Origin of the sequence: Vibrio bathopelagicus, assembly GCF_014879975.1 — a bacterium.
GTDB lineage: Bacteria > Pseudomonadota > Gammaproteobacteria > Enterobacterales > Vibrionaceae > Vibrio > Vibrio bathopelagicus.
Genome location: NZ_CP062500.1, coordinates 487,911 through 505,582, shown reverse-complemented (window position 1 = coordinate 505,582; position 17,672 = coordinate 487,911). Strand labels below are relative to the sequence as shown.

17 protein-coding genes are annotated in these 17,672 nt (G+C 44.9%); 7 read left to right on the top strand and 10 right to left on the bottom strand.

The features are described 5' to 3' along the window. Window positions 1–47 precede the first annotated feature (47 nt). The 4 genes from IHV80_RS02340 to IHV80_RS02325 are packed head-to-tail and all read left to right on the top strand — an operon-like array spanning window position 48 to window position 3,465. Window positions 48–1,865, top strand: a complete 1,818-nt coding sequence (locus IHV80_RS02340; RefSeq protein WP_192889944.1) for a penicillin-binding protein activator — start codon at window positions 48–50, stop codon at window positions 1,863–1,865. Continuing rightward, the gene (locus IHV80_RS02335) at window positions 1,852–2,250 is read left to right on the top strand and encodes a YraN family protein (protein WP_192889943.1); all 399 of its coding nucleotides are present in this window, start codon (window positions 1,852–1,854) and stop codon (window positions 2,248–2,250) included. Before IHV80_RS02340 ends, IHV80_RS02335 begins: the two co-directional genes overlap by 14 nt. 2 nt (window positions 2,251–2,252) lie before the next feature. Then, window positions 2,253–2,843: a phosphoheptose isomerase gene (locus tag IHV80_RS02330; protein ID WP_004729817.1), complete on the top strand. Its 591-nt coding sequence runs from the start codon at window positions 2,253–2,255 to the stop codon at window positions 2,841–2,843. Window positions 2,844–2,859: 16 nt separating this feature from the next. Continuing rightward, window positions 2,860–3,465 carry a BON domain-containing protein gene (locus IHV80_RS02325; RefSeq protein WP_192889942.1) on the top strand — a complete coding sequence of 202 codons (606 nt, stop codon included), beginning with the start codon at window positions 2,860–2,862 and terminating at the stop codon, window positions 3,463–3,465. A gap of 162 nt (window positions 3,466–3,627) precedes the next feature. Here the strand turns inward: IHV80_RS02325 and sspB are convergent, their stop codons facing one another. The 8 genes from sspB to zapE all read right to left on the bottom strand — a co-directional run bounded on the left by sspB (window position 3,628) and on the right by zapE (window position 9,968). Next, window positions 3,628–4,107, bottom strand: coding sequence for a ClpXP protease specificity-enhancing factor (gene sspB / locus IHV80_RS02320; protein WP_102434658.1), 480 nt, complete (start codon window positions 4,105–4,107; stop codon window positions 3,628–3,630). A gap of 19 nt (window positions 4,108–4,126) precedes the next feature. Beyond that, window positions 4,127–4,762, bottom strand: a complete 636-nt coding sequence (sspA, locus tag IHV80_RS02315; RefSeq protein WP_009848943.1) for a stringent starvation protein SspA — start codon at window positions 4,760–4,762, stop codon at window positions 4,127–4,129. 97 nt (window positions 4,763–4,859) lie between these two features. Beyond that, the gene (locus IHV80_RS02310; RefSeq protein ID WP_192889941.1) at window positions 4,860–5,597 is read right to left on the bottom strand and encodes a cytochrome c1; all 738 of its coding nucleotides are present in this window, start codon (window positions 5,595–5,597) and stop codon (window positions 4,860–4,862) included. Beyond that, the gene (locus IHV80_RS02305) at window positions 5,594–6,859 is read right to left on the bottom strand and encodes a cytochrome b (protein WP_137374482.1); all 1,266 of its coding nucleotides are present in this window, start codon (window positions 6,857–6,859) and stop codon (window positions 5,594–5,596) included. Before IHV80_RS02305 ends, IHV80_RS02310 begins: the two co-directional genes overlap by 4 nt. Beyond that, complete coding sequence (gene petA, locus IHV80_RS02300; protein ID WP_102298433.1) at window positions 6,859–7,449, bottom strand: ubiquinol-cytochrome c reductase iron-sulfur subunit; 591 nt, start codon at window positions 7,447–7,449, stop codon at window positions 6,859–6,861. Before petA ends, IHV80_RS02305 begins: the two co-directional genes overlap by 1 nt. 331 nt (window positions 7,450–7,780) lie before the next feature. Then, window positions 7,781–8,173 carry a 30S ribosomal protein S9 gene (rpsI, locus tag IHV80_RS02295; RefSeq protein ID WP_004740758.1) on the bottom strand — a complete coding sequence of 131 codons (393 nt, stop codon included), beginning with the start codon at window positions 8,171–8,173 and terminating at the stop codon, window positions 7,781–7,783. A 15-nt stretch (window positions 8,174–8,188) separates the two neighbouring features. Next, entirely contained in the window at window positions 8,189–8,617 is a 429-nt protein-coding gene (gene rplM / locus IHV80_RS02290) for a 50S ribosomal protein L13 (RefSeq protein ID WP_010434689.1), read from the bottom strand. Between the two features lie 247 nt (window positions 8,618–8,864). Then, a complete protein-coding gene (gene zapE, locus IHV80_RS02285) occupies window positions 8,865–9,968 on the bottom strand; it encodes a cell division protein ZapE (RefSeq protein ID WP_192889940.1) in 1,104 nt (367 codons plus the stop codon). 219 nt (window positions 9,969–10,187) lie between these two features. Between zapE and zapG the strand changes: the two genes are divergently transcribed. The 3 genes from zapG (at window position 10,188) to degS (ending at window position 13,346) form a co-directional block, all read left to right on the top strand. Next, window positions 10,188–10,643, top strand: a complete 456-nt coding sequence (gene zapG / locus IHV80_RS02280) for a Z-ring associated protein ZapG (RefSeq protein ID WP_192889939.1) — start codon at window positions 10,188–10,190, stop codon at window positions 10,641–10,643. Window positions 10,644–10,768: 125 nt separating this feature from the next. Continuing rightward, a complete protein-coding gene (locus IHV80_RS02275; protein ID WP_192890708.1) occupies window positions 10,769–12,124 on the top strand; it encodes a Do family serine endopeptidase in 1,356 nt (451 codons plus the stop codon). Window positions 12,125–12,281: 157 nt separating this feature from the next. Next, a complete protein-coding gene (gene degS, locus IHV80_RS02270; protein ID WP_192889938.1) occupies window positions 12,282–13,346 on the top strand; it encodes an outer membrane-stress sensor serine endopeptidase DegS in 1,065 nt (354 codons plus the stop codon). A gap of 116 nt (window positions 13,347–13,462) precedes the next feature. Here degS and parC read toward each other — a convergent pair whose 3' ends face one another. Together parC and parE are read right to left on the bottom strand one after the other, a co-directional pair. Then, window positions 13,463–15,721: a DNA topoisomerase IV subunit A gene (parC, locus tag IHV80_RS02265; protein ID WP_192889937.1), complete on the bottom strand. Its 2,259-nt coding sequence runs from the start codon at window positions 15,719–15,721 to the stop codon at window positions 13,463–13,465. Between the two features lie 3 nt (window positions 15,722–15,724). Then, complete coding sequence (parE, locus tag IHV80_RS02260; RefSeq protein ID WP_017106834.1) at window positions 15,725–17,605, bottom strand: DNA topoisomerase IV subunit B; 1,881 nt, start codon at window positions 17,603–17,605, stop codon at window positions 15,725–15,727. Window positions 17,606–17,672 lie beyond the last annotated feature (67 nt).

Below are 17,672 nucleotides of genomic sequence, written 5' to 3'. Positions count from 1 at the left end.
TTCAACGATTAATATAGATACAAATTGATACGGAATTTAAAGAACTCATGGCAACGATGAACCATAAGAGACTCAGTGTACCACGCTTACTCACTCCAATTGCATTAGCAATTACGTTGGCGGCTTGTTCTTCAGGCCCTCAAGCACCAACGCGTGTTGATATTACACTAGATCCAGCGCAATCAACTGAAAGATACATGATGCAAGCGGATAGCAGCAAAGGAAGCCTGCAAAACGATTGGCTAATCATGGCACTTAAAGCCTCTGTGCAAGCTGGAAAAACCGATCAAGCTACTTTGCTTATCAAACGCATAGCAAAGCAAGAGCTTAGCGAAGTGCAACAAGCAGAATGGCAACTGGCTCGTGCGCAGTTATTAGTAAATAACTCACAACCAGATCAAGCCTATAGCCAACTTAATTTTCAGCCGTGGTGGAAACTGCCTAACGAGCAATGGAAAGATTATCACGAGCTACGCGCTAATATTTCCGAGATGAAGACAGAATATTTCGAAGCGAGCAGTGAGTTAGTGCTTTATTCAGAGTACGTAGATGCTGATGAAGAAATCCAGCAACAAACGGCTGACCGTATTTGGCAGAATCTGAATAGCTATTCTCAATATGAGATTCTAGAACTCAAAACGTCTCCTACCGAAGACGTTTTAGCGGGCTGGTTACAGCTGTCTATTTACATGAAAACGCTCAACTCAAATCTTCCAGACCTACAGAAAACACTGTCTGACTGGTTAGCTGAGAACCCTCGTCACCCAGCAGCGCTTTATACACCTCAAGCGATCACCGACATATTAGCGTTAGAAATCAGCAAGCCGACCAGCACCGCGCTATTGCTTCCTTTAACAGGTAAGTACGGCAAGCAGGCTCAACTCGTTCGTGACGGTTTTATCTTTGCAATGATGAATGACAAAGAGCGCGAAGAAGATGCAACACTAACTGTTATGGATACCAACGTACAAAGTGCCGCTGAAATTAAAGCAACGCTGGAAGAAAACAACGTTGATTTCATTGTTGGCCCGCTGATTAAGAGCAACATCACCAAGCTACAACAAGCGCAGAAAAATCACGAGAACTCGATTCCTGCGTTAGCTTTGAACATTCCAACGCAACTAGAACCTGATACTAATATCTGCTATCTCGCTCTATCGCCAGAACAAGAAGTCGCTCAAGCAGCGAAACATCTTTTTGCTCAAGGCTACAAGTACCCGCTTATCCTAGCGCCAAAAGGACGCTTAGGTGACCGAGTAGAGCAAGCCTTCAAAGCCGAGTGGAAAAAGTACAGCAACAACGAAGTCGCGATTACTATGTTCTCTGACAAACGCCAACTTCAGCGTAATGTGAATCAAGTATTCGGACTACAAGAAAGCCAGCAGCGTATCGCTCAAATGGATGGCCTCCTTAATCTGGATCTAGAAACTGAGCCACGCAGTCGTCGCGATATCGACTCAGTCTACATTGTGGCGAAGAACTCAGAGCTAACATTGATTAAGCCTTTCATTGAAGTGGCGATTAACCCAGATGCTGACCAACCAGCCTTGTTCTCAAACTCACGCAGCAACAGCGGTGATAAGCAGTACGAAGACTTAACAGGTGTGTTCTACAGCGACATCCCACTATTGGTTGAGAACAAGAACGAGCTGAACAAAGAGCTAAACGACCTATGGCCTTCAAACTCAAACGGCCAAAAACGTCTGCAAGCGTTGGGAATGGATGCTTATTACCTAATGGATGCGCTTCCACAGATGAAAGCCGTTCAAGGCTACAGCATTCCAGGAGAAACCGGTGTGCTGACTATCGACAACAATTGCATCGTACAACGAGAAATCAGTTGGGCAGAGCATGGGGCTTTTTAGCCGCAAGTTTCTCTCCAAACCAACAATCACCCACAAACAAGTGGGTGATAAATACGAAGCCGTGGCAAAGTCCTACCTAATTCGCCACGGTTTATCGCTAATTGAAGAAAACTTCATAGCAAAGTGTGGCGAAATTGATCTTATAATGCGCCATAACAATACGGTTGTGTTTGCTGAGGTAAAATACCGCAAGCAAACACGCTACGGACATGCCGCTGAGATGGTGACAGCAAAGAAGTCACACAAGCTGTTTAAAACAGCCAATGTCTGGCTTATGCAGCAAGGCCTGTCAGTACACTCTACAGACTTCCGATTTGATATCGTTGCCATCGAAGGCCCAAATGACGATATCAACTGGATTCAAAACGCGATTACCCAAGGATAAACATGCTAGACAGCATTAAAGAAAGTTTTACAGAAAGTATTCAGATCCAGATTGCTGCTGCCGAAGCACTGCCTGACGCAATTACGCATGCTGCACAAGCAATGGTTGCAACCCTGCTCAACGGAAACAAAATTCTTTGTTGTGGTAATGGTGGTTCTGCGTCTAATGCTCAACAGTTTGTATCATGCTTATTAAACCGCTTTGAAACAGAACGCCCTAGCCTACCAGCAATGGCTCTAACGGCGGACAATACGACGTTGACAGCCGTTGCTAACGATTACCACTATGAAGAGATCTTCTCTAAGCAGGTACGTGCTTTTGGCCAAACTGGTGATATTTTACTGGCTATCTCGACCAGCGGTAACAGCAAGAACATCATCAAAGCGATGGAAGCGGCGGTAACTCGTGATATGACTATCATTGCTTTTACCGGTAAAGACGGTGGTGAAATGGCTGGTTTGCTTGGCGAACACGATGTAGAAATTCGTATTCCTTCACACCGTACAGCACGCATTCACGAAGTTCACATGGTGACACTGCACTGCCTATGTGATCTAATCGATCAAGTACTCTTCCCTGCTCACGAAGAGTGATAGACGGAGCATCACAATGAAATCATTAACCTCTATGAGGCTGTTTAAGCTGATTAGTGTTTCGCTACTTACACTTTCTCTGTCTGGTTGTGCTGGCATTTTCATTGCTGGTGCCGCAACCACAGCGAACTTAGTCACTGATACACGAACCACCAAACAAATTTGGAACGACAACAATATCGAATTTGAAGTCGCAGCCATCACCAACAAACAGCCATATCGTGGCAACGTTCGCATCACAGCCAGCTCTTACCGAGGTTCAGTTGTATTGATGGGGCAAGCAACCACTGATTCAGAACGTCGCGCGTTTGAAAGCCAAGCCAAAGAAGTGACAGGCGTAGAAAGCATCCATAATCAGGTTCGAGTAAAAGAGCCGTTGACCATCAGCGCCATTAGTAACGACAGCTGGATTACCACTAAGGTAAAATCGGCCCTTCTTGCGAATTCTGATCTCAACGGTATCAAGGTTAAAGTCATCACTGAAGATTCAGAGGTGTTTTTACTTGGGTTAGTATCTCGAGAGCACGCTGATATCGCGACAGAAGTTGCCCGTAATGTTTCAGGCGTAAAGCAGGTTATTCGAGCATTCGAATATGGTGAAGAAGACGCTTCGGTAAACTAACATTCCCTCAGTTCACTTAAACGGACTTAACTGGCTTAGCTGCTTAGTTAGCTGAAAAAGCCTAACGAAATGAATCAGGCGAATAAAAACCAGAAAGCACAAAAAGAAAAAGCAGCGATAAATCGCTGCTTTTTTTGTATTTGGAGTTATTTAAAAATAACGCTATTTGATAACACGAAGGCTTGGTCGACCTTTTGCTGGGCGAGGTGGCTCAGGATCTGAGTCAGGCTCTTCAGCATCAACGTCTGCCGTTGCTACACTCAAAGACGGGCCTTTTTCTGGTTCTTCAAAAGGACTTTCTTCAATCCCTTCTTCAAACGCTTCCATGTATGCCTCTTCAGGTTCAAACATGGTACCAGCACCGTTCTCACGAGCATAAATCGCTTGTACTGCATATAGAGGAACGATCACAGAGTGTGGACGTCCGCTAAAGCGAGCACTGAACGTAACAGCCTCGTTACTCAGTTCAAGTTGCCCAACCGCACGAGGCGCGATGTTCAGAATGATCTGGCCATCTTGAACAAACTCTTCTGGAACTCGCACACCTGGTAATGTTGCTTCGACAACAAGGTGTGGCGTTAATTCGTTATCAACCAACCAATCATAGAATGCACGAAGCATGTATGGTCGGCGTGGTGTCATATTAGAAATATCCATACGCTTAGCGAACGAGTCGCATCTCACGTTCAGCTTCCGTTAGAGAAGCTAGGAATGAATCACGTTCAAATACGCGGTTCATGTAAATCTTAAGCTCTTTAGAACCAGGACCAATCAGTTCGATACCAAGCTCAGGTAAACGCCATAGTAGCGGAGCAAGGTAGCAATCAATTAGGCTAAACTCTTCGCTCATGAAGTATTCATACTCAGCGAAGATAGGAGCAAGAGTCAGTAGGTCGTTGCGCAGTTTAACGCGAGCAGCTTCTGATTCTTCAGCGTTGCCTTTAACGATCTTCTCTGCAACTGAATACCAGTTGCGCTCAATACGGTACATCATTAGACGGCTATTACCACGTGCAACCGGGTATACAGGCATCAATGGTGGATGAGGGAAACGCTCATCTAGATATTCCATGATGATCTTTGAGTCATATAGAGCAAGCTCACGATCAACAAGGGTAGGTACTGATTTGTACGGGTTCAGTTCAACAAGCTCTGCTGGTAGATTTTTTTCATCTACTAACTCAACTTCAACACTTACGCCTTTTTCAGCAAGAACAATGCGCACCTGATGGCTATACATATCAGAAGCACTTGAGAAAAGAGTCATTACAGAACGTTTATTGGCAGCTACAGCCATGGAGCCCTCCAGTACACTTTAAATAAAAACAATGGAGGCCTAAAGCCTCCATTGAACATTAACATAATTTGGGAATTAGCACGGTATTATAGCACAATTAGTGCACATCACGCCAATACTCTTTCTTCAGTAAAATCACAACGATAGTGAAGATTACCAAGAAGGCCATTACCCACCAACCCATAGCATGACGCTCAAGTTGTACTGGGTCACCCGAGTAAACTAGGAAGTTAACAAGATCGCGAACCGCGTTGTCATACTCACCAGTGCTTAGTTCACCAGAACCGTCCGTTTCAGTACCAACAACAACCTTTACTTCCTCACCATCAACCATGTGAGTATCGTAGATTGGCGTTGGGATGCCTTGTAGCTCTTCAAGAACATGCGGCATACCAACACTTGGGAAAACAATGTTGTTCACACCAAATGGACGAGACGGATCTTCATAGAAAGTACGAAGGTACGTGTATAGCCAATCTGCGCCACGAACACGAGCAACCAATGTTAGATCTGGTGGTGGAGCACCAAACCAGCTAGCTGCTTGGTCAGACGGCATAGCGTTAACCATCAAGCTACCAATTTTCACTTCAGGATCGAAGATCAGGTTTTCCTTCATTAGATCTAAAGGAATCTCTAAATCATTCGCAACACGTTCATAGCGTTGGTACTGCGTTGAGTGACAAGCAAAACAGTAGTTCATGAACATCTTAGCGCCATTTTGCAATGAAGCTTTATCTGTTAAATCATTGTTTGCTTTGTCTAATGGTACGCCTGCACCCGCTGCCATCGCTAGTGACGGCAACATAGCAAATAAAATTACAATCCACTTTTTCATTTGAATGTCACCCTTTCTGGTAATGGTTTCGTCGCTTCATTTTTACTGTAGAACCACAGCAGAACGAAGAACATGAAATAACCTAAGCTAAAAATTTGAGCCAGTAATGTGTATGTTGGCGTTGCTGGAAGCGCACCAAGGATACCAAGCGCAATAAAGCTTATTGTGAATTGGATGATGTTAATCAAATGCAGCTTGCTACGGTAACGGTAAGAACGCACTTTACAACGGTCGAACCATGGCAGTAGGAATAGCACAACAATAGACGCACCCATTGCAACCACACCCAGTAGCTTATCTGGAACAGCACGTAATACCGCATAGAACGGCGTGAAGTACCAAACTGGAGCGATGTGCTCAGGTGTTTTCAGTGGGTTTGCAGCTTCAAAGTTAGGCGGCTCAAGGAAGTACCCACCCATCTCTGGATTAAAGAACAGCACGTAACAGAACAAGAATAGGAAACCCGCAACACCTACCATATCTTTCACCGTCCCGTATGGGTGGAAAGGAATAGAGTCGATGATGTCGTATTTCTTAGTGTAATCCTTGTGGAATGGGAACTGAGTCTTGTAGTCGTCGCCCATAGTACCTTTAGGAAGCTTAGTTTCGATACCGTCAGGGTTATTCGAACCAACTTCGTGTAGTGCTAGTACGTGAAGTACGATAAGCAGCAATAGTACAATTGGTAGAGCAATAACGTGCAGTGCGAAGAAACGGTTCAGCGTTGCACCAGAGATGATGTAGTCACCACGGATCCAAAGCGTTAGGTCATCACCAATTACAGGAATTGCACCAAACAGAGATATGATTACCTGAGCACCCCAGTAAGACATTTGACCCCATGGTAGTAAGTAACCCATGAAAGCTTCAGCCATAAGCACTAAGAAGATCAACATACCGAAGATCCAAAGTAGCTCACGAGGTTTTTGGTAAGAACCGTAGATTAGACCACGGAACATATGCAGGTAGATAACAACAAAGAACGCAGAAGCGCCAGTCGAGTGCATATAACGCAGTAACCAACCGTATTCCACATCACGCATGATGTATTCAACAGAAGCAAACGCACCCTCACCAGACGGCACGTAGTTCATTGTTAACCAGATACCCGTAAGGATTTGGTTAACCAGTACCAACATTGCCAAAGAACCGAAAAGGTACCAAAAGTTAAAGTTCTTAGGCATTGGGTATTCAGATAAGTGCTTTTTGTAAGCATTCATCGCGGGTAGACGTTTTTCTACCCAATCAAGCAATCCTTGCATTATGCGTCTCCCTCGTCGACACCGATCATGATCTTCGTGTCACTCAAATACATATGCTTAGGCACAACAAGGTTGAGCGGTGCAGGTACGCCCTGGAACACTCGACCAGCCATGTCAAACTTTGACCCGTGGCAAGGACAGAAGAAACCTGACTTAACACCTTGAACTTGTTCTGCGAAAGAATCTGGTAGGTAAGTAGGAGAACAACCTAAGTGCGTACAGAAACCAACAGCAACGAAGAACTCCGGCTTAATTGAACGGAATTCATTCTGTGCGTAGTCGGGTTGTTGTTCAGTCTCAGATTGAGGGTCACGAAGTTGACCACCGATCGCTTTTAGGTTCTCTAGTACCGATTCAGCTCGGCGTACAACCCATACAGGTTTACCTTGCCACTCGACACGAACCATTTGTCCTGGTTCTAACTTATTGACTTCCACTTCCACCGGCGCGCCCGCAGCTTTCGCTTTGGCACTCGGGTTCCATGATTTAATAAAAGGCACGGCTACAGCAGCTGCTCCCAAACCACCAACAACGGCTGTTGTTGCGGTTAAGAAACGCCTGCGACCGTTATTTAAAGGCGCGTTGCTCATCCAAACATTCTCCCATTTGCTCCTTATGGATTGAAATAATTCCGATTAAAGAGCATGGCTAACAAAATATGTATTTAGTTCTATTTATTGACGGCAAATGATAAATAAAACCCTACTTTTTGACAAGATAAAGCTACCTTTTTGTAACAATCATGAGGCAAAGCGCACATTGGGTTACAAAAGCTTTCAAAATATAAGAATTTGGGAATAAAACGAGGGGGGAAAAGCGTTTAGCGGGGGCCAGAAAGACAAAAAGCCCGGCATATAGCCGAGCTTTGAACCACAATTCCAGTAATAAAACTGGTCGCGTGTATTTTTCGGTAAGGAAAAATTAACGCTTAGAGAATTGAGGTTTACGACGTGCTTTACGTAGACCAACTTTCTTACGTTCAACGCAACGAGCGTCACGCGTAACATAGCCAGCTGCACGTAGAGCAGGACGTAGAGTTTCATCGTATTCCATAAGAGCACGAGTGATACCGTGGCGGATTGCGCCAGCTTGACCTGAAATACCACCACCAGAAACAGTGATGTAAAGGTCAAGTTTCTCAGTTAGTTCAACTAGCTCAAGAGGTTGCTTAACAACCATACGAGAAGTTGGACGACCGAAGTAAACATCAAGGCTACGCTTGTTGATTACGATCTCACCAGAGCCTGGTTTGATGAAAACACGAGCTGCTGAGCTTTTGCGACGACCAGTGCCGTAGTATTGATTCTCTGCCATTGTCTTAATCCCCAATTAGATGTCTAGTACTTGTGGTTGTTGAGCAACATGGTTGTGCTCAGTACCAGCGTATACTTTAAGCTTACGGTACATCGCGCGGCCTAGAGGACCACGTGGAAGCATACCTTTAACTGCTAGTTCAAGAACCATTTCTGGTTTCTTAGCAATTAGCTTTTCAAAAGTGATAGTCTTAAGACCACCTGGGAACTCAGAGTGACGGTAGTAAACCTTACCCTTAGCTTTGTTACCAGTCACAGCAACTTTCTCAGCGTTAACAACGATGATGTAATCACCAGTGTCTACGTGAGGAGTGTATTCTGCTTTGTGCTTGCCGCGTAGGCGAGAAGCGATTTCACTTGCTAGACGGCCAAGAGTTTTGCCTTCAGCGTCTACAACATACCAGTCGCGTTTTACAGTTTCTGGTTTAGCAACGAAAGTTTTCATGCTAATAATTACCTATTTAAAAAATTTACACTTAAGGAATACTCGCGTATTCCCACTGTCTAAGAGTTACCATTCATCACCCCTTCGAGTGTTGGAAAACTCTTGGCATAACGTGATTTTACTCATCGCTAGAGGCCCGCAGTAACGGTAGGTCGCAGGATTATAGAGAAGAGCGAAGAAAAAATCACCTCTTTTTGAACAAAATCACGATTTTTTTAATTCTCTTTCGTATTCGAGATAATAAGAGCTAAATTAAGTGTTCTTTTGCCAAATATTCATGGCTCTGCATTTCGATTAAACGCGACTGACAACGTTTAAACTCAAACTCTAGCTGGCCATTCGTGTACAATTTTTCTAACTCAACTTCCGCTGAAATTATTAATTTCACGTGGCGCTCATAAAACTCATCAACTAATGCAATAAAACGCCTCGCCGCATCGTCTGACGTTGCTCCCATCTGTAAAACATCCGCTAATAAAACCGTGTGGTAAACCTTAGACAATTCTATGTAATCATTCTGACTACGAGCCGACTGACAAAGTTGTGCAAAAGTACCATGTAATACACCGTCACTCGCCTCAATGACATCCAATTGGCGATGGTTAACTTCGATCTGCTTGAGCTTCTCTTTATCTTCACCGACCAACTGCGCGTAATATTTCTCTAGATTGATATTGGCTTGGTTATCTAATGGGTAATGATAGATCTCAGCTTGCTCTAAGGTTCTCAGTCGATAATCAATACCACTGTCTACATTAAGGATGTGACAGTTTTCTTGAATCAGCTTAATCGCAGGTAAAAAGCGTGCACGCTGTAAGCCATTACGATATAGGTCTGCCGGCGGGATGTTAGAAGTAGCCACCAAGATAACGTTACGCGCAAATAGCTCTTGGAACAAAGTCCCTAAAATCATGGCGTCTGTGATATCTGAAACAAAGAACTCATCGAAACAGATAATATCGGCTTCTTGCTTTAGCGTGTCAGCCACCAGTGGTAACGGATCACTAACATTACCGAGCGCTTTCAGCTCATCATGAACTCGATACATAAAGCGGTGAAAGTGAACTCGCATTTTTTTAGTGGTCGGTAAGGCTTCGTAAAACGTATCCATTAGATAAGTTTTGCCACGCCCTACACCGCCCCAAAAATAGAGGCCTTTAGGCGGCTCTGGCAACTCGGGCTTTTTACCTAGCAATTTCTGGAATCGCGTAAGTTGAGGAACTGGGGTATTCATGTAATCTTGGAATTGATGAAAGAGTTCATCTAAAGATTTAACGGCTTGCTCTTGTGCTGGATCTCTTTGAAATCCATGTTCTTTTATATCTTGTTCGTATTTTTTAACGGGATTCATGACGACATTTCCACAATGAAAGCGATATCAGACAGCGAAGAAAAAGGTACCCAAACAGCACGAGAGATGGTTTGATACGATGAATAAAGCAACACTAAACTGCTATCTAGCGCACACGCATTTCTCTTTATACTGCGGCTTTCTCATAGTACCATGGAGCCGTATCACGTGTAACTAAGCAGTAACAAACATGTTAAAAAACAATAATAAGGAGCTGTTATGCCTTGGATGTATGCCGTTGCCGGTTTACTAGTCGGAGTTATCTTAGGGGTCGCTATTTCTCGTCTCATGACGCCTGAATACAAAAAACAAAAGAACGTACAAAAAGAATTAGATAGTGCAAAGTTTGCCCTTGAACAGCAACGACAAGAACTTGCTGACCACTTTGCTAAATCAGCAGAAATGTTAGATACCTTAGGTAAGGACTACACAAAGCTGTATCAACACATGGAAAAAACGAGCTCAGAGCTGATTCCTAATCTGCCAGAGCAAGACAACCCGTTTGTCAAAACAGCCGCTGCCCATTCGGATAAGACGCAAGACAAGCCTTCAACTAAAGAAGCGGCTCTTGAGGAACAACCAAAAGATTACGCTAATGGCGCAACCGGTTTATTTAAAGAGCAAAAGAAAGAAATCATGGATGCTCCTGACGTAGTCACAGCAAAAGCATCGTAAACATTTAACACTTCTTGAACTTTACAAAGGTTTTTGAGTCATAACTTTCACTCAGGTCATTTGAAACCTCTCATATCTATAGCAAATATGAGAGGGATAAGGCCTTAACTAGAGAGGAGTTTATGATGAAAAAACCTTTGCTTGCTTTATCAGTACTGACTTTAAGCTTAAGTTCAATCATCACCCCAATTCAAGCAACCGCCGCACTGCCATTAAGTGTGGGTAATGAACAATTACCGAGCCTGGCACCCATGCTTGAACAAGTGACCCCCGCTGTGGTTAGTATTGCCGTAGAAGGCAAACAGGTACAACGTCAGCAAATCCCTGAACAATTCCAATTCTTTTTCGGCCCAGAGCAAACACGAGAACGCCCATTCCGCGGGTTAGGGTCTGGTGTCATCATTGATGCTAAAAAAGGCCATATCGTCACCAACTATCACGTTATAAATGGCGCCGACGATATCAAAGTAAAACTTCATGATGGTCGAGAGTACGATGCCGAACTGATCGGTGGCGATCAGATGTCTGATATCGCACTGCTCAAATTAGAGAAAGCCAAAAACCTTACCCAAATAAAAGTCGCAGACTCAGACAAACTAAGAGTCGGCGATTTCAGTGTCGCTATCGGCAATCCATTTGGACTTGGCCAAACCGTGACATCCGGTATCGTTTCAGCGTTAGGCCGTAGCGGTCTTAATCTAGAGAACTTCGAGAACTTCATTCAAACCGATGCCGCAATCAACAGTGGTAACTCTGGAGGTGCATTAGTGAATCTTAACGGTGAACTGATTGGTATCAACACGGCGATCCTAGGCCCTAACGGAGGCAATGTCGGTATCGGCTTTGCAATTCCATCCAATATGATGACAAACCTGACAGAACAGATCCTCGATTTCGGTGAGGTAAAACGCGGCATGCTTGGTGTTCAAGGCGGAGAGGTGACCTCTGAATTGGCAGAAGCACTAGGTTATGAATCCAGTAAAGGTGCCTTTGTTAGCCAAATTGTCCCTGACAGTGCCGCAGACAAAGCAGGCCTGAAAGCGGGCGATATTATCGTCTCTATTAATGGCAAACGCATTGATACTTTTAGTGAACTCAGAGCGAAAGTTGCGACACTAGGCGCAGGCAAACAGATCGAACTCGGTGTTATCCGCGATGGAAAAAGCAAAAGCTATGATGTGACCCTTGGCGAATCAACCAATAGCAAGACACAAGCTGAAAAGCTTCATGAAGGACTTGCCGGTGCAGAGCTGACTAACACTAACGAGAGTGATTCAGCGACAGGCGTGAAAGTATCAAGTGTTGCTCAAGGCTCGCCAGCAGAAGCTTATCAACTTCTCAAAGACGACATCATTATTGGCGTCAATCGCCAAACCGTTAAGAACCTTGCCGAATTTAGAGAAATTCTAGAGAAACAGCCGGGCGTATTAGCGCTAAATATCCAACGTGGCGACAGGACTATCTACCTCGTTATTAGATAGTCATGCGTCAGCGTAATAACAGGGAGGCTCGGTAAGTTTGCTTTAAACTTGCTCAGTCTCCCTTTTCTTTAGATGAATCAAAATGCTATGCTTCACTAGTAATCAAGTCGTCCATCCATCGATGGAGGCTTCACACCTTACTTGTGAAGAGGGAAACATGCTGTCCTTTCTATTTCGTTCTATTTCCCTTGGACTTGTTTCAGCGGCGCTTATTCTTCTTGCATTTCCAAGCTTGAGACCCGCTATTGTTTCTGATGTTACTAGCCCTAAGGTGGATAACATCGGTTCACTTCAGATTTCATTTAACCAAGCTGTACGCCGCGCGGCACCAGCTGTGGTCAACATTTATAGCCGTAAATACGCAGAAAGCGATCGCAACAAACTGCTGACTCAAGGTTTGGGTTCAGGGGTCATTGTCAGCGAAAAAGGCTACATCATTACCAATTTTCACGTGGTGGCTCAAGCTGACCAAATTGTGGTTGCCTTACAAGACGGTCGCATTGCCGCTGCACAACTAGTCGGTTCAGACAAACGCACCGATATCGCAATACTCCGAGTCAGCGGTGACAACTTACCGGTGATTCCACTGAACCAAGATTACACAGCCAATGTGGGCGATGTGGTACTAGCCATCGGCAACCCATACAATCTAGGGCAAACGACGACCTTTGGTATTATCTCAGCAACGGGTCGCTCTTCAATCAGTGCAGATGGACACCAAGCGTTTATTCAAACTGATGCCGCCATCAATGAAGGTAATTCTGGTGGTGCTCTTGTTAACTCACAAGGCGAACTAGTCGGTATCAACACCGCATCTTTCCAGCAAGCCACCGATATGGAAACCTACGGTATTTCGTTTGCTATCCCCTACCCACTGGCCAATAAGATCATGCAAAAAATCATCGCGGATGGGCGTGTAATTCGTGGTTACATCGGCATTGATGGGCAAGATATTAACTCAGTGACATCACGCTTACTGGGTAATAAGAACATCGGTGGTATTGTGGTACTGGGTATTGACCCGAACGGTCCAGCAGCCGATGCAGGCTTTGAAGCACAAGATATTATTGTCAGCATCAACAACACCCAAGTTAATGGACGCCAAAGCGTCATGGACATTGTTACCGACCTAAGACCAGGTACAGTGATTGATGTGGGTATTTTACGCCAAGGTAAAAACGAAACTCTGAAAGTGACGATTGCCGAAGATACACGCTTGTAGGTTAAACATTACAGGCGCGATTCAAACCGCCAAATACATATACAAAAGAGTACAACCACAAAAAACCCAGCTCTCAGGCTGGGTTTTCTTTTATCTAATCAAGATAACAAACGTCTCTATGATTCGCTTGGATCTTCGATATCGATACGAGTCACGCGTTGCAATCCTCTCGGCAATAAACCACCACGACGACCACGTTCACCACGGAAGTTCTCAAGATCGGATGGTTTCAAACCAAGCTTACGTTTACCCGCATAGATAGTCAGCGTCGCATTCTCAGGGATAGCCATCAAGTGTGACACAAACTCTTCACGCTCTTTCGCTTTCGCAGAAGGGATGTTGATGATCTTGTTACCCTTACCTTTGCTAAGCTGCGGCAGGTCCTTAATTGGGAACAACAACATACGACCTTGGTTAGTAATCGCCAAGATCTGGTTGCTTTCAAGATCAGCAATTGGGCTTGGCAGCATTACTTCTGAAGATTGCGGTAAGTTCACTAATGCTTTACCACTCTTGTTCTTCGACAGTAGATCACTGCCCTTACAAACAAAACCGTATCCAGCATCAGAACCGGCTAACCATAGCTGTTCATTCTCTCCCATCACCACTTGGCGAATCGAAGTACCCGGACTGACGTTCAGGCGGCCTGTAATTGGCTCACCTTGGCTTCGAGCCGACGGTAATGAATGAGACTCAAGAGAGTAGCTTCGGCCATCACTGCCGAGGAACACCGCTTGTTGGTTACTCTTACCCTTAGCGCTCGCTAAGAATTTATCACCTGATTTGTAGTTCAAGCCTTCAGCGTCAACCTCATGCCCTTTAGCATGACGAATCCAACCTTTCTCAGACAGCACAACCGTAATAGGTTCGCTTGGTACTAAGTCACGCTCTGTTAGCGCTTTCGCTTCAGCACGTTCAATCAATGGTGAGCGACGATCATCGCCGTATTTATCTGCATCTGCTTGGATTTCTTTTTTGATCAGCGTATTCAAGCGACGCTCTGAACCTAGGAGCTTTTCAAGCTTCTCACGTTCAGCTTCAAGCTCTTCTTGCTCAGCTCGGATTTTAAATTCTTCTAACTTCGCTAAGTTACGAAGTTTAATATCAAGAATCGCATTGGCTTGAATTTCAGAAATGTTGAAACGGTTCATCAAAACAGGACACGGCTCGTCTTCTGTTCGAATGATCTCAATCACTTCATCGATGTTTAGGTAAGCGGCAAGTAAGCCTTCTAATATGTGCAAACGAGCCAGTACTTTATCTAAACGGTACTGTAAACGACGACGAACGGTCGTACGACGGAACTCAATCCACTCTTTCAGAATCTGAACTAAGCCTTTCACTTGAGGACGGTTGTCTAAACCAATCATGTTCAAGTTAACGCGGAAGTTTTTCTCGAGATCTGTCGAAGCGAATAGGTGACTCATCAGTTGGTCACAGTCGATTCGGTTCGAGCGAGGAACCACGACGATACGCGTTGGGTTTTCGTGATCAGATTCATCACGTAGATCGTCAACCATTGGCAGCTTTTTAGCACGCATTTGGTTCGCGATTTGCTCAAGTAACTTCGCACCAGACACTTGATGAGGAAGAGCGGTGATTACAATATCAGAGCCTTCTTTATGCCATACCGCACGCATCTTGATACTTCCGCGGCCTGTACGGTAGATCTTTTCGATGTCCGACTTAGGCGAAATAATCTCAGCCTCTGTCGGGTAATCTGGACCTTGAATGAAACCCATCACATCTGGAAGTTCAGCTTTCGGCGTATCAATCAAATGAATCGCTGCGTTCGCCACTTCACGGACATTGTGAGGCGGGATGTCAGTCGCCATACCAACCGCAATACCCGTGATGCCGTTAAGCAAGATGTGAGGAAGGCGTGCTGGCAACATCTGAGGCTCTTTCATCGTGCCATCAAAGTTCGGTTGCCAATCAACGGTGCCCTGACCTAATTCACCAAGCAAAACTTCCGCGAATTTAGACAATTTAGCTTCGGTATAACGCATAGCAGCGAATGATTTAGGATCATCAGGAGCACCCCAGTTACCTTGGCCATCCACTAATGGATAACGGTAAGAGAATGGTTGCGCCATCAACACCATCGCTTCGTAACAAGCAGAGTCACCGTGTGGGTGGTACTTACCTAGAACGTCACCAACCGTACGAGCTGATTTTTTATATTTCGATGCAGCCGATAAACCTAATTCAGACATCGCATAGATAATACGACGCTGTACTGGCTTCAAGCCATCACCGATATAAGGCAATGCACGATCCATGATCACGTACATTGAGTAATTTAAATAGGCATCTTCGGTGAACTTGCGCATCGGCAATTGTTCAACGCCATCATATGTAATTTCGTTAGACATCCATTATACCTCGGCCATATCACCGTTAGTCTGTAGCCATGAACGGCGATCATCTGCACGTTTTTTACCAAGCAGCATGTCCATCATCTCGTTGGTCGCATCGTTGTCATCAATAGTCAACTGAACAAGACGACGAGTATTTGGATCCATCGTGGTTTCACGCAACTGAAGTGGGTTCATCTCACCCAGACCTTTGAATCGTTGCACGTTGATCTTGGCTTTTTTCTGCGATAATCGCTCAAGTACACCATCTTTCTCTGCGTCATCGAGTGCGTAGAACACTTCTTTACCGCAATCGATACGATACAGAGGAGGCATTGCCACATAGATATGACCCGCTTCAACCAATGCATGGAAGTGGCGAGTAAACAGTGCACACAACAGTGTCGCGATATGAAGACCATCCGAGTCCGCATCGGCAAGAATACAGATTTTACCGTAACGTAAACCCGATAAATCATCGTTATCAGGGTCGATACCGAGAGCTACGGAAATATCATGTACTTCTTGTGAAGCAAGAACTTGGTCTGCAGATACTTCCCATGTGTTGAGAATCTTACCGCGCAGTGGCATTACCGCTTGGAATTCACGATCACGAGCTTGTTTAGCAGAACCGCCCGCCGAGTCCCCTTCCACAAAGAAGATTTCGGTGCGGCTTAAGTCTTGAACTGAACAGTCAGTTAATTTACCCGGCAGTGCTGGACCAGAAGCAATTTTTTTACGTACAACCTTTTTGCTTGCTCGCATACGACGATGGGCGTTAGCAATACACGCTTCTGCAAGTAGTTCTGCGAGCTGAGGCTTTTCATTCAACCACAAGCTAAACGCATCTTTAACGACACCAGAAACAAACGCAGCGGTTTGACGAGAAGATAGACGCTCTTTCGTTTGACCAGCAAATTGTGGATCTTGCATCTTCACCGATAGAACGTAAGAACAACGGTCAAAGATGTCATCACCCGTTAACTTAACGCCACGAGGCAGCAAGTTACGGAATTCACAGAACTCACGCATCGCATCAAGCAGACCTTGGCGAAGACCGTTTACGTGTGTACCACCTTGTTTAGTTGGTACTAAGTTCACGTAACTCTCGGTGATCATATCACCGCCTTCAGGCTGCCAGATAATCGCCCAGTTCGCCATTTCAGTTTCAGCAACGAACTCGCCAACGTAAGGCTCTTCAGGTAGTAAGGTATAACCTTTCACACCTTCAGCAAGGTAATCTTTTAGGCCATCTTCGTAGTACCACTTATGTTCTTCACCGCCCACTTTATCGATGAAAGTGATTTCTAAACCCGGGCAAAGTACTGCTTTCGCGCGCAGGTTATTAATAAGACGTAAAACCGAAAACTTAGAGCTATCGAAGTATTTAGGATCAGGCCAGAAGTGAACAGATGTACCACTATTGCGATGACCACAAGTGCCAGTCACAGTGAGTTCAGTCACTGCATGACCACCTTCTAAGGCAATTTCGTGCACTTGCCCTTCACGGCGAACGGTCACTTCTACACGTTTAGACAGTGCGTTTACTACCGAGATACCTACCCCGTGCAAACCACCTGAAAACTTGTAGTTGTTGTTTGAGAATTTACCGCCTGAGTGGAGCTTAGTTAAAATCAGCTCAACACCCGAGATCCCTTTTTCAGGGTGGATATCAACCGGCATACCACGGCCGTCATCGGTAACTTCTAATGATTGGTCAGCATGAAGCACGACTTTAATTTTCTTAGCGTGTCCCGCTAATGCTTCATCGACCGAGTTATCAATGACTTCTTGGGCAAGGTGGTTCGGCCTTTCTGTCTCTGTATACATACCTGGGCGGTGTCGCACAGGATCGAGACCTTCAAGTACCTCGAGGTCTTTTGCATTATATTGTTCAGTCATAATACGGAGTTTACTCAAAAAGTTTGCGTAAGTTCGCGGGCTCTAGTTGCACTAAAGCAAAATTATT

Excerpts from the sequence above, each read along its gene's own strand:
- IHV80_RS02340 (WP_192889944.1), top strand. The coding sequence starts at position 48 with ATGGCAACGATGAACCATAAGAGACTCAGTGTACCACGCTTACTCACT.
- IHV80_RS02335 (WP_192889943.1), top strand. The coding sequence starts at position 1,852 with ATGGGGCTTTTTAGCCGCAAGTTTCTCTCCAAACCAACAATCACCCAC.
- IHV80_RS02330 (WP_004729817.1), top strand. The coding sequence starts at position 2,253 with ATGCTAGACAGCATTAAAGAAAGTTTTACAGAAAGTATTCAGATCCAG.
- IHV80_RS02325 (WP_192889942.1), top strand. The coding sequence starts at position 2,860 with ATGAAATCATTAACCTCTATGAGGCTGTTTAAGCTGATTAGTGTTTCG.
- sspB (WP_102434658.1), bottom strand. The coding sequence starts at position 4,107 with ATGACACCACGCCGACCATACATGCTTCGTGCATTCTATGATTGGTTG.
- sspA (WP_009848943.1), bottom strand. The coding sequence starts at position 4,762 with ATGGCTGTAGCTGCCAATAAACGTTCTGTAATGACTCTTTTCTCAAGT.
- IHV80_RS02310 (WP_192889941.1), bottom strand. The coding sequence starts at position 5,597 with ATGAAAAAGTGGATTGTAATTTTATTTGCTATGTTGCCGTCACTAGCG.
- IHV80_RS02305 (WP_137374482.1), bottom strand. The coding sequence starts at position 6,859 with ATGCAAGGATTGCTTGATTGGGTAGAAAAACGTCTACCCGCGATGAAT.
- petA (WP_102298433.1), bottom strand. The coding sequence starts at position 7,449 with ATGAGCAACGCGCCTTTAAATAACGGTCGCAGGCGTTTCTTAACCGCA.
- rpsI (WP_004740758.1), bottom strand. The coding sequence starts at position 8,173 with ATGGCAGAGAATCAATACTACGGCACTGGTCGTCGCAAAAGCTCAGCA.
- rplM (WP_010434689.1), bottom strand. The coding sequence starts at position 8,617 with ATGAAAACTTTCGTTGCTAAACCAGAAACTGTAAAACGCGACTGGTAT.
- zapE (WP_192889940.1), bottom strand. The coding sequence starts at position 9,968 with ATGAATCCCGTTAAAAAATACGAACAAGATATAAAAGAACATGGATTT.
- zapG (WP_192889939.1), top strand. The coding sequence starts at position 10,188 with ATGCCTTGGATGTATGCCGTTGCCGGTTTACTAGTCGGAGTTATCTTA.
- IHV80_RS02275 (WP_192890708.1), top strand. The coding sequence starts at position 10,769 with ATGAAAAAACCTTTGCTTGCTTTATCAGTACTGACTTTAAGCTTAAGT.
- degS (WP_192889938.1), top strand. The coding sequence starts at position 12,282 with ATGCTGTCCTTTCTATTTCGTTCTATTTCCCTTGGACTTGTTTCAGCG.
- parC (WP_192889937.1), bottom strand. The coding sequence starts at position 15,721 with ATGTCTAACGAAATTACATATGATGGCGTTGAACAATTGCCGATGCGC.
- parE (WP_017106834.1), bottom strand. The coding sequence starts at position 17,605 with ATGACTGAACAATATAATGCAAAAGACCTCGAGGTACTTGAAGGTCTC.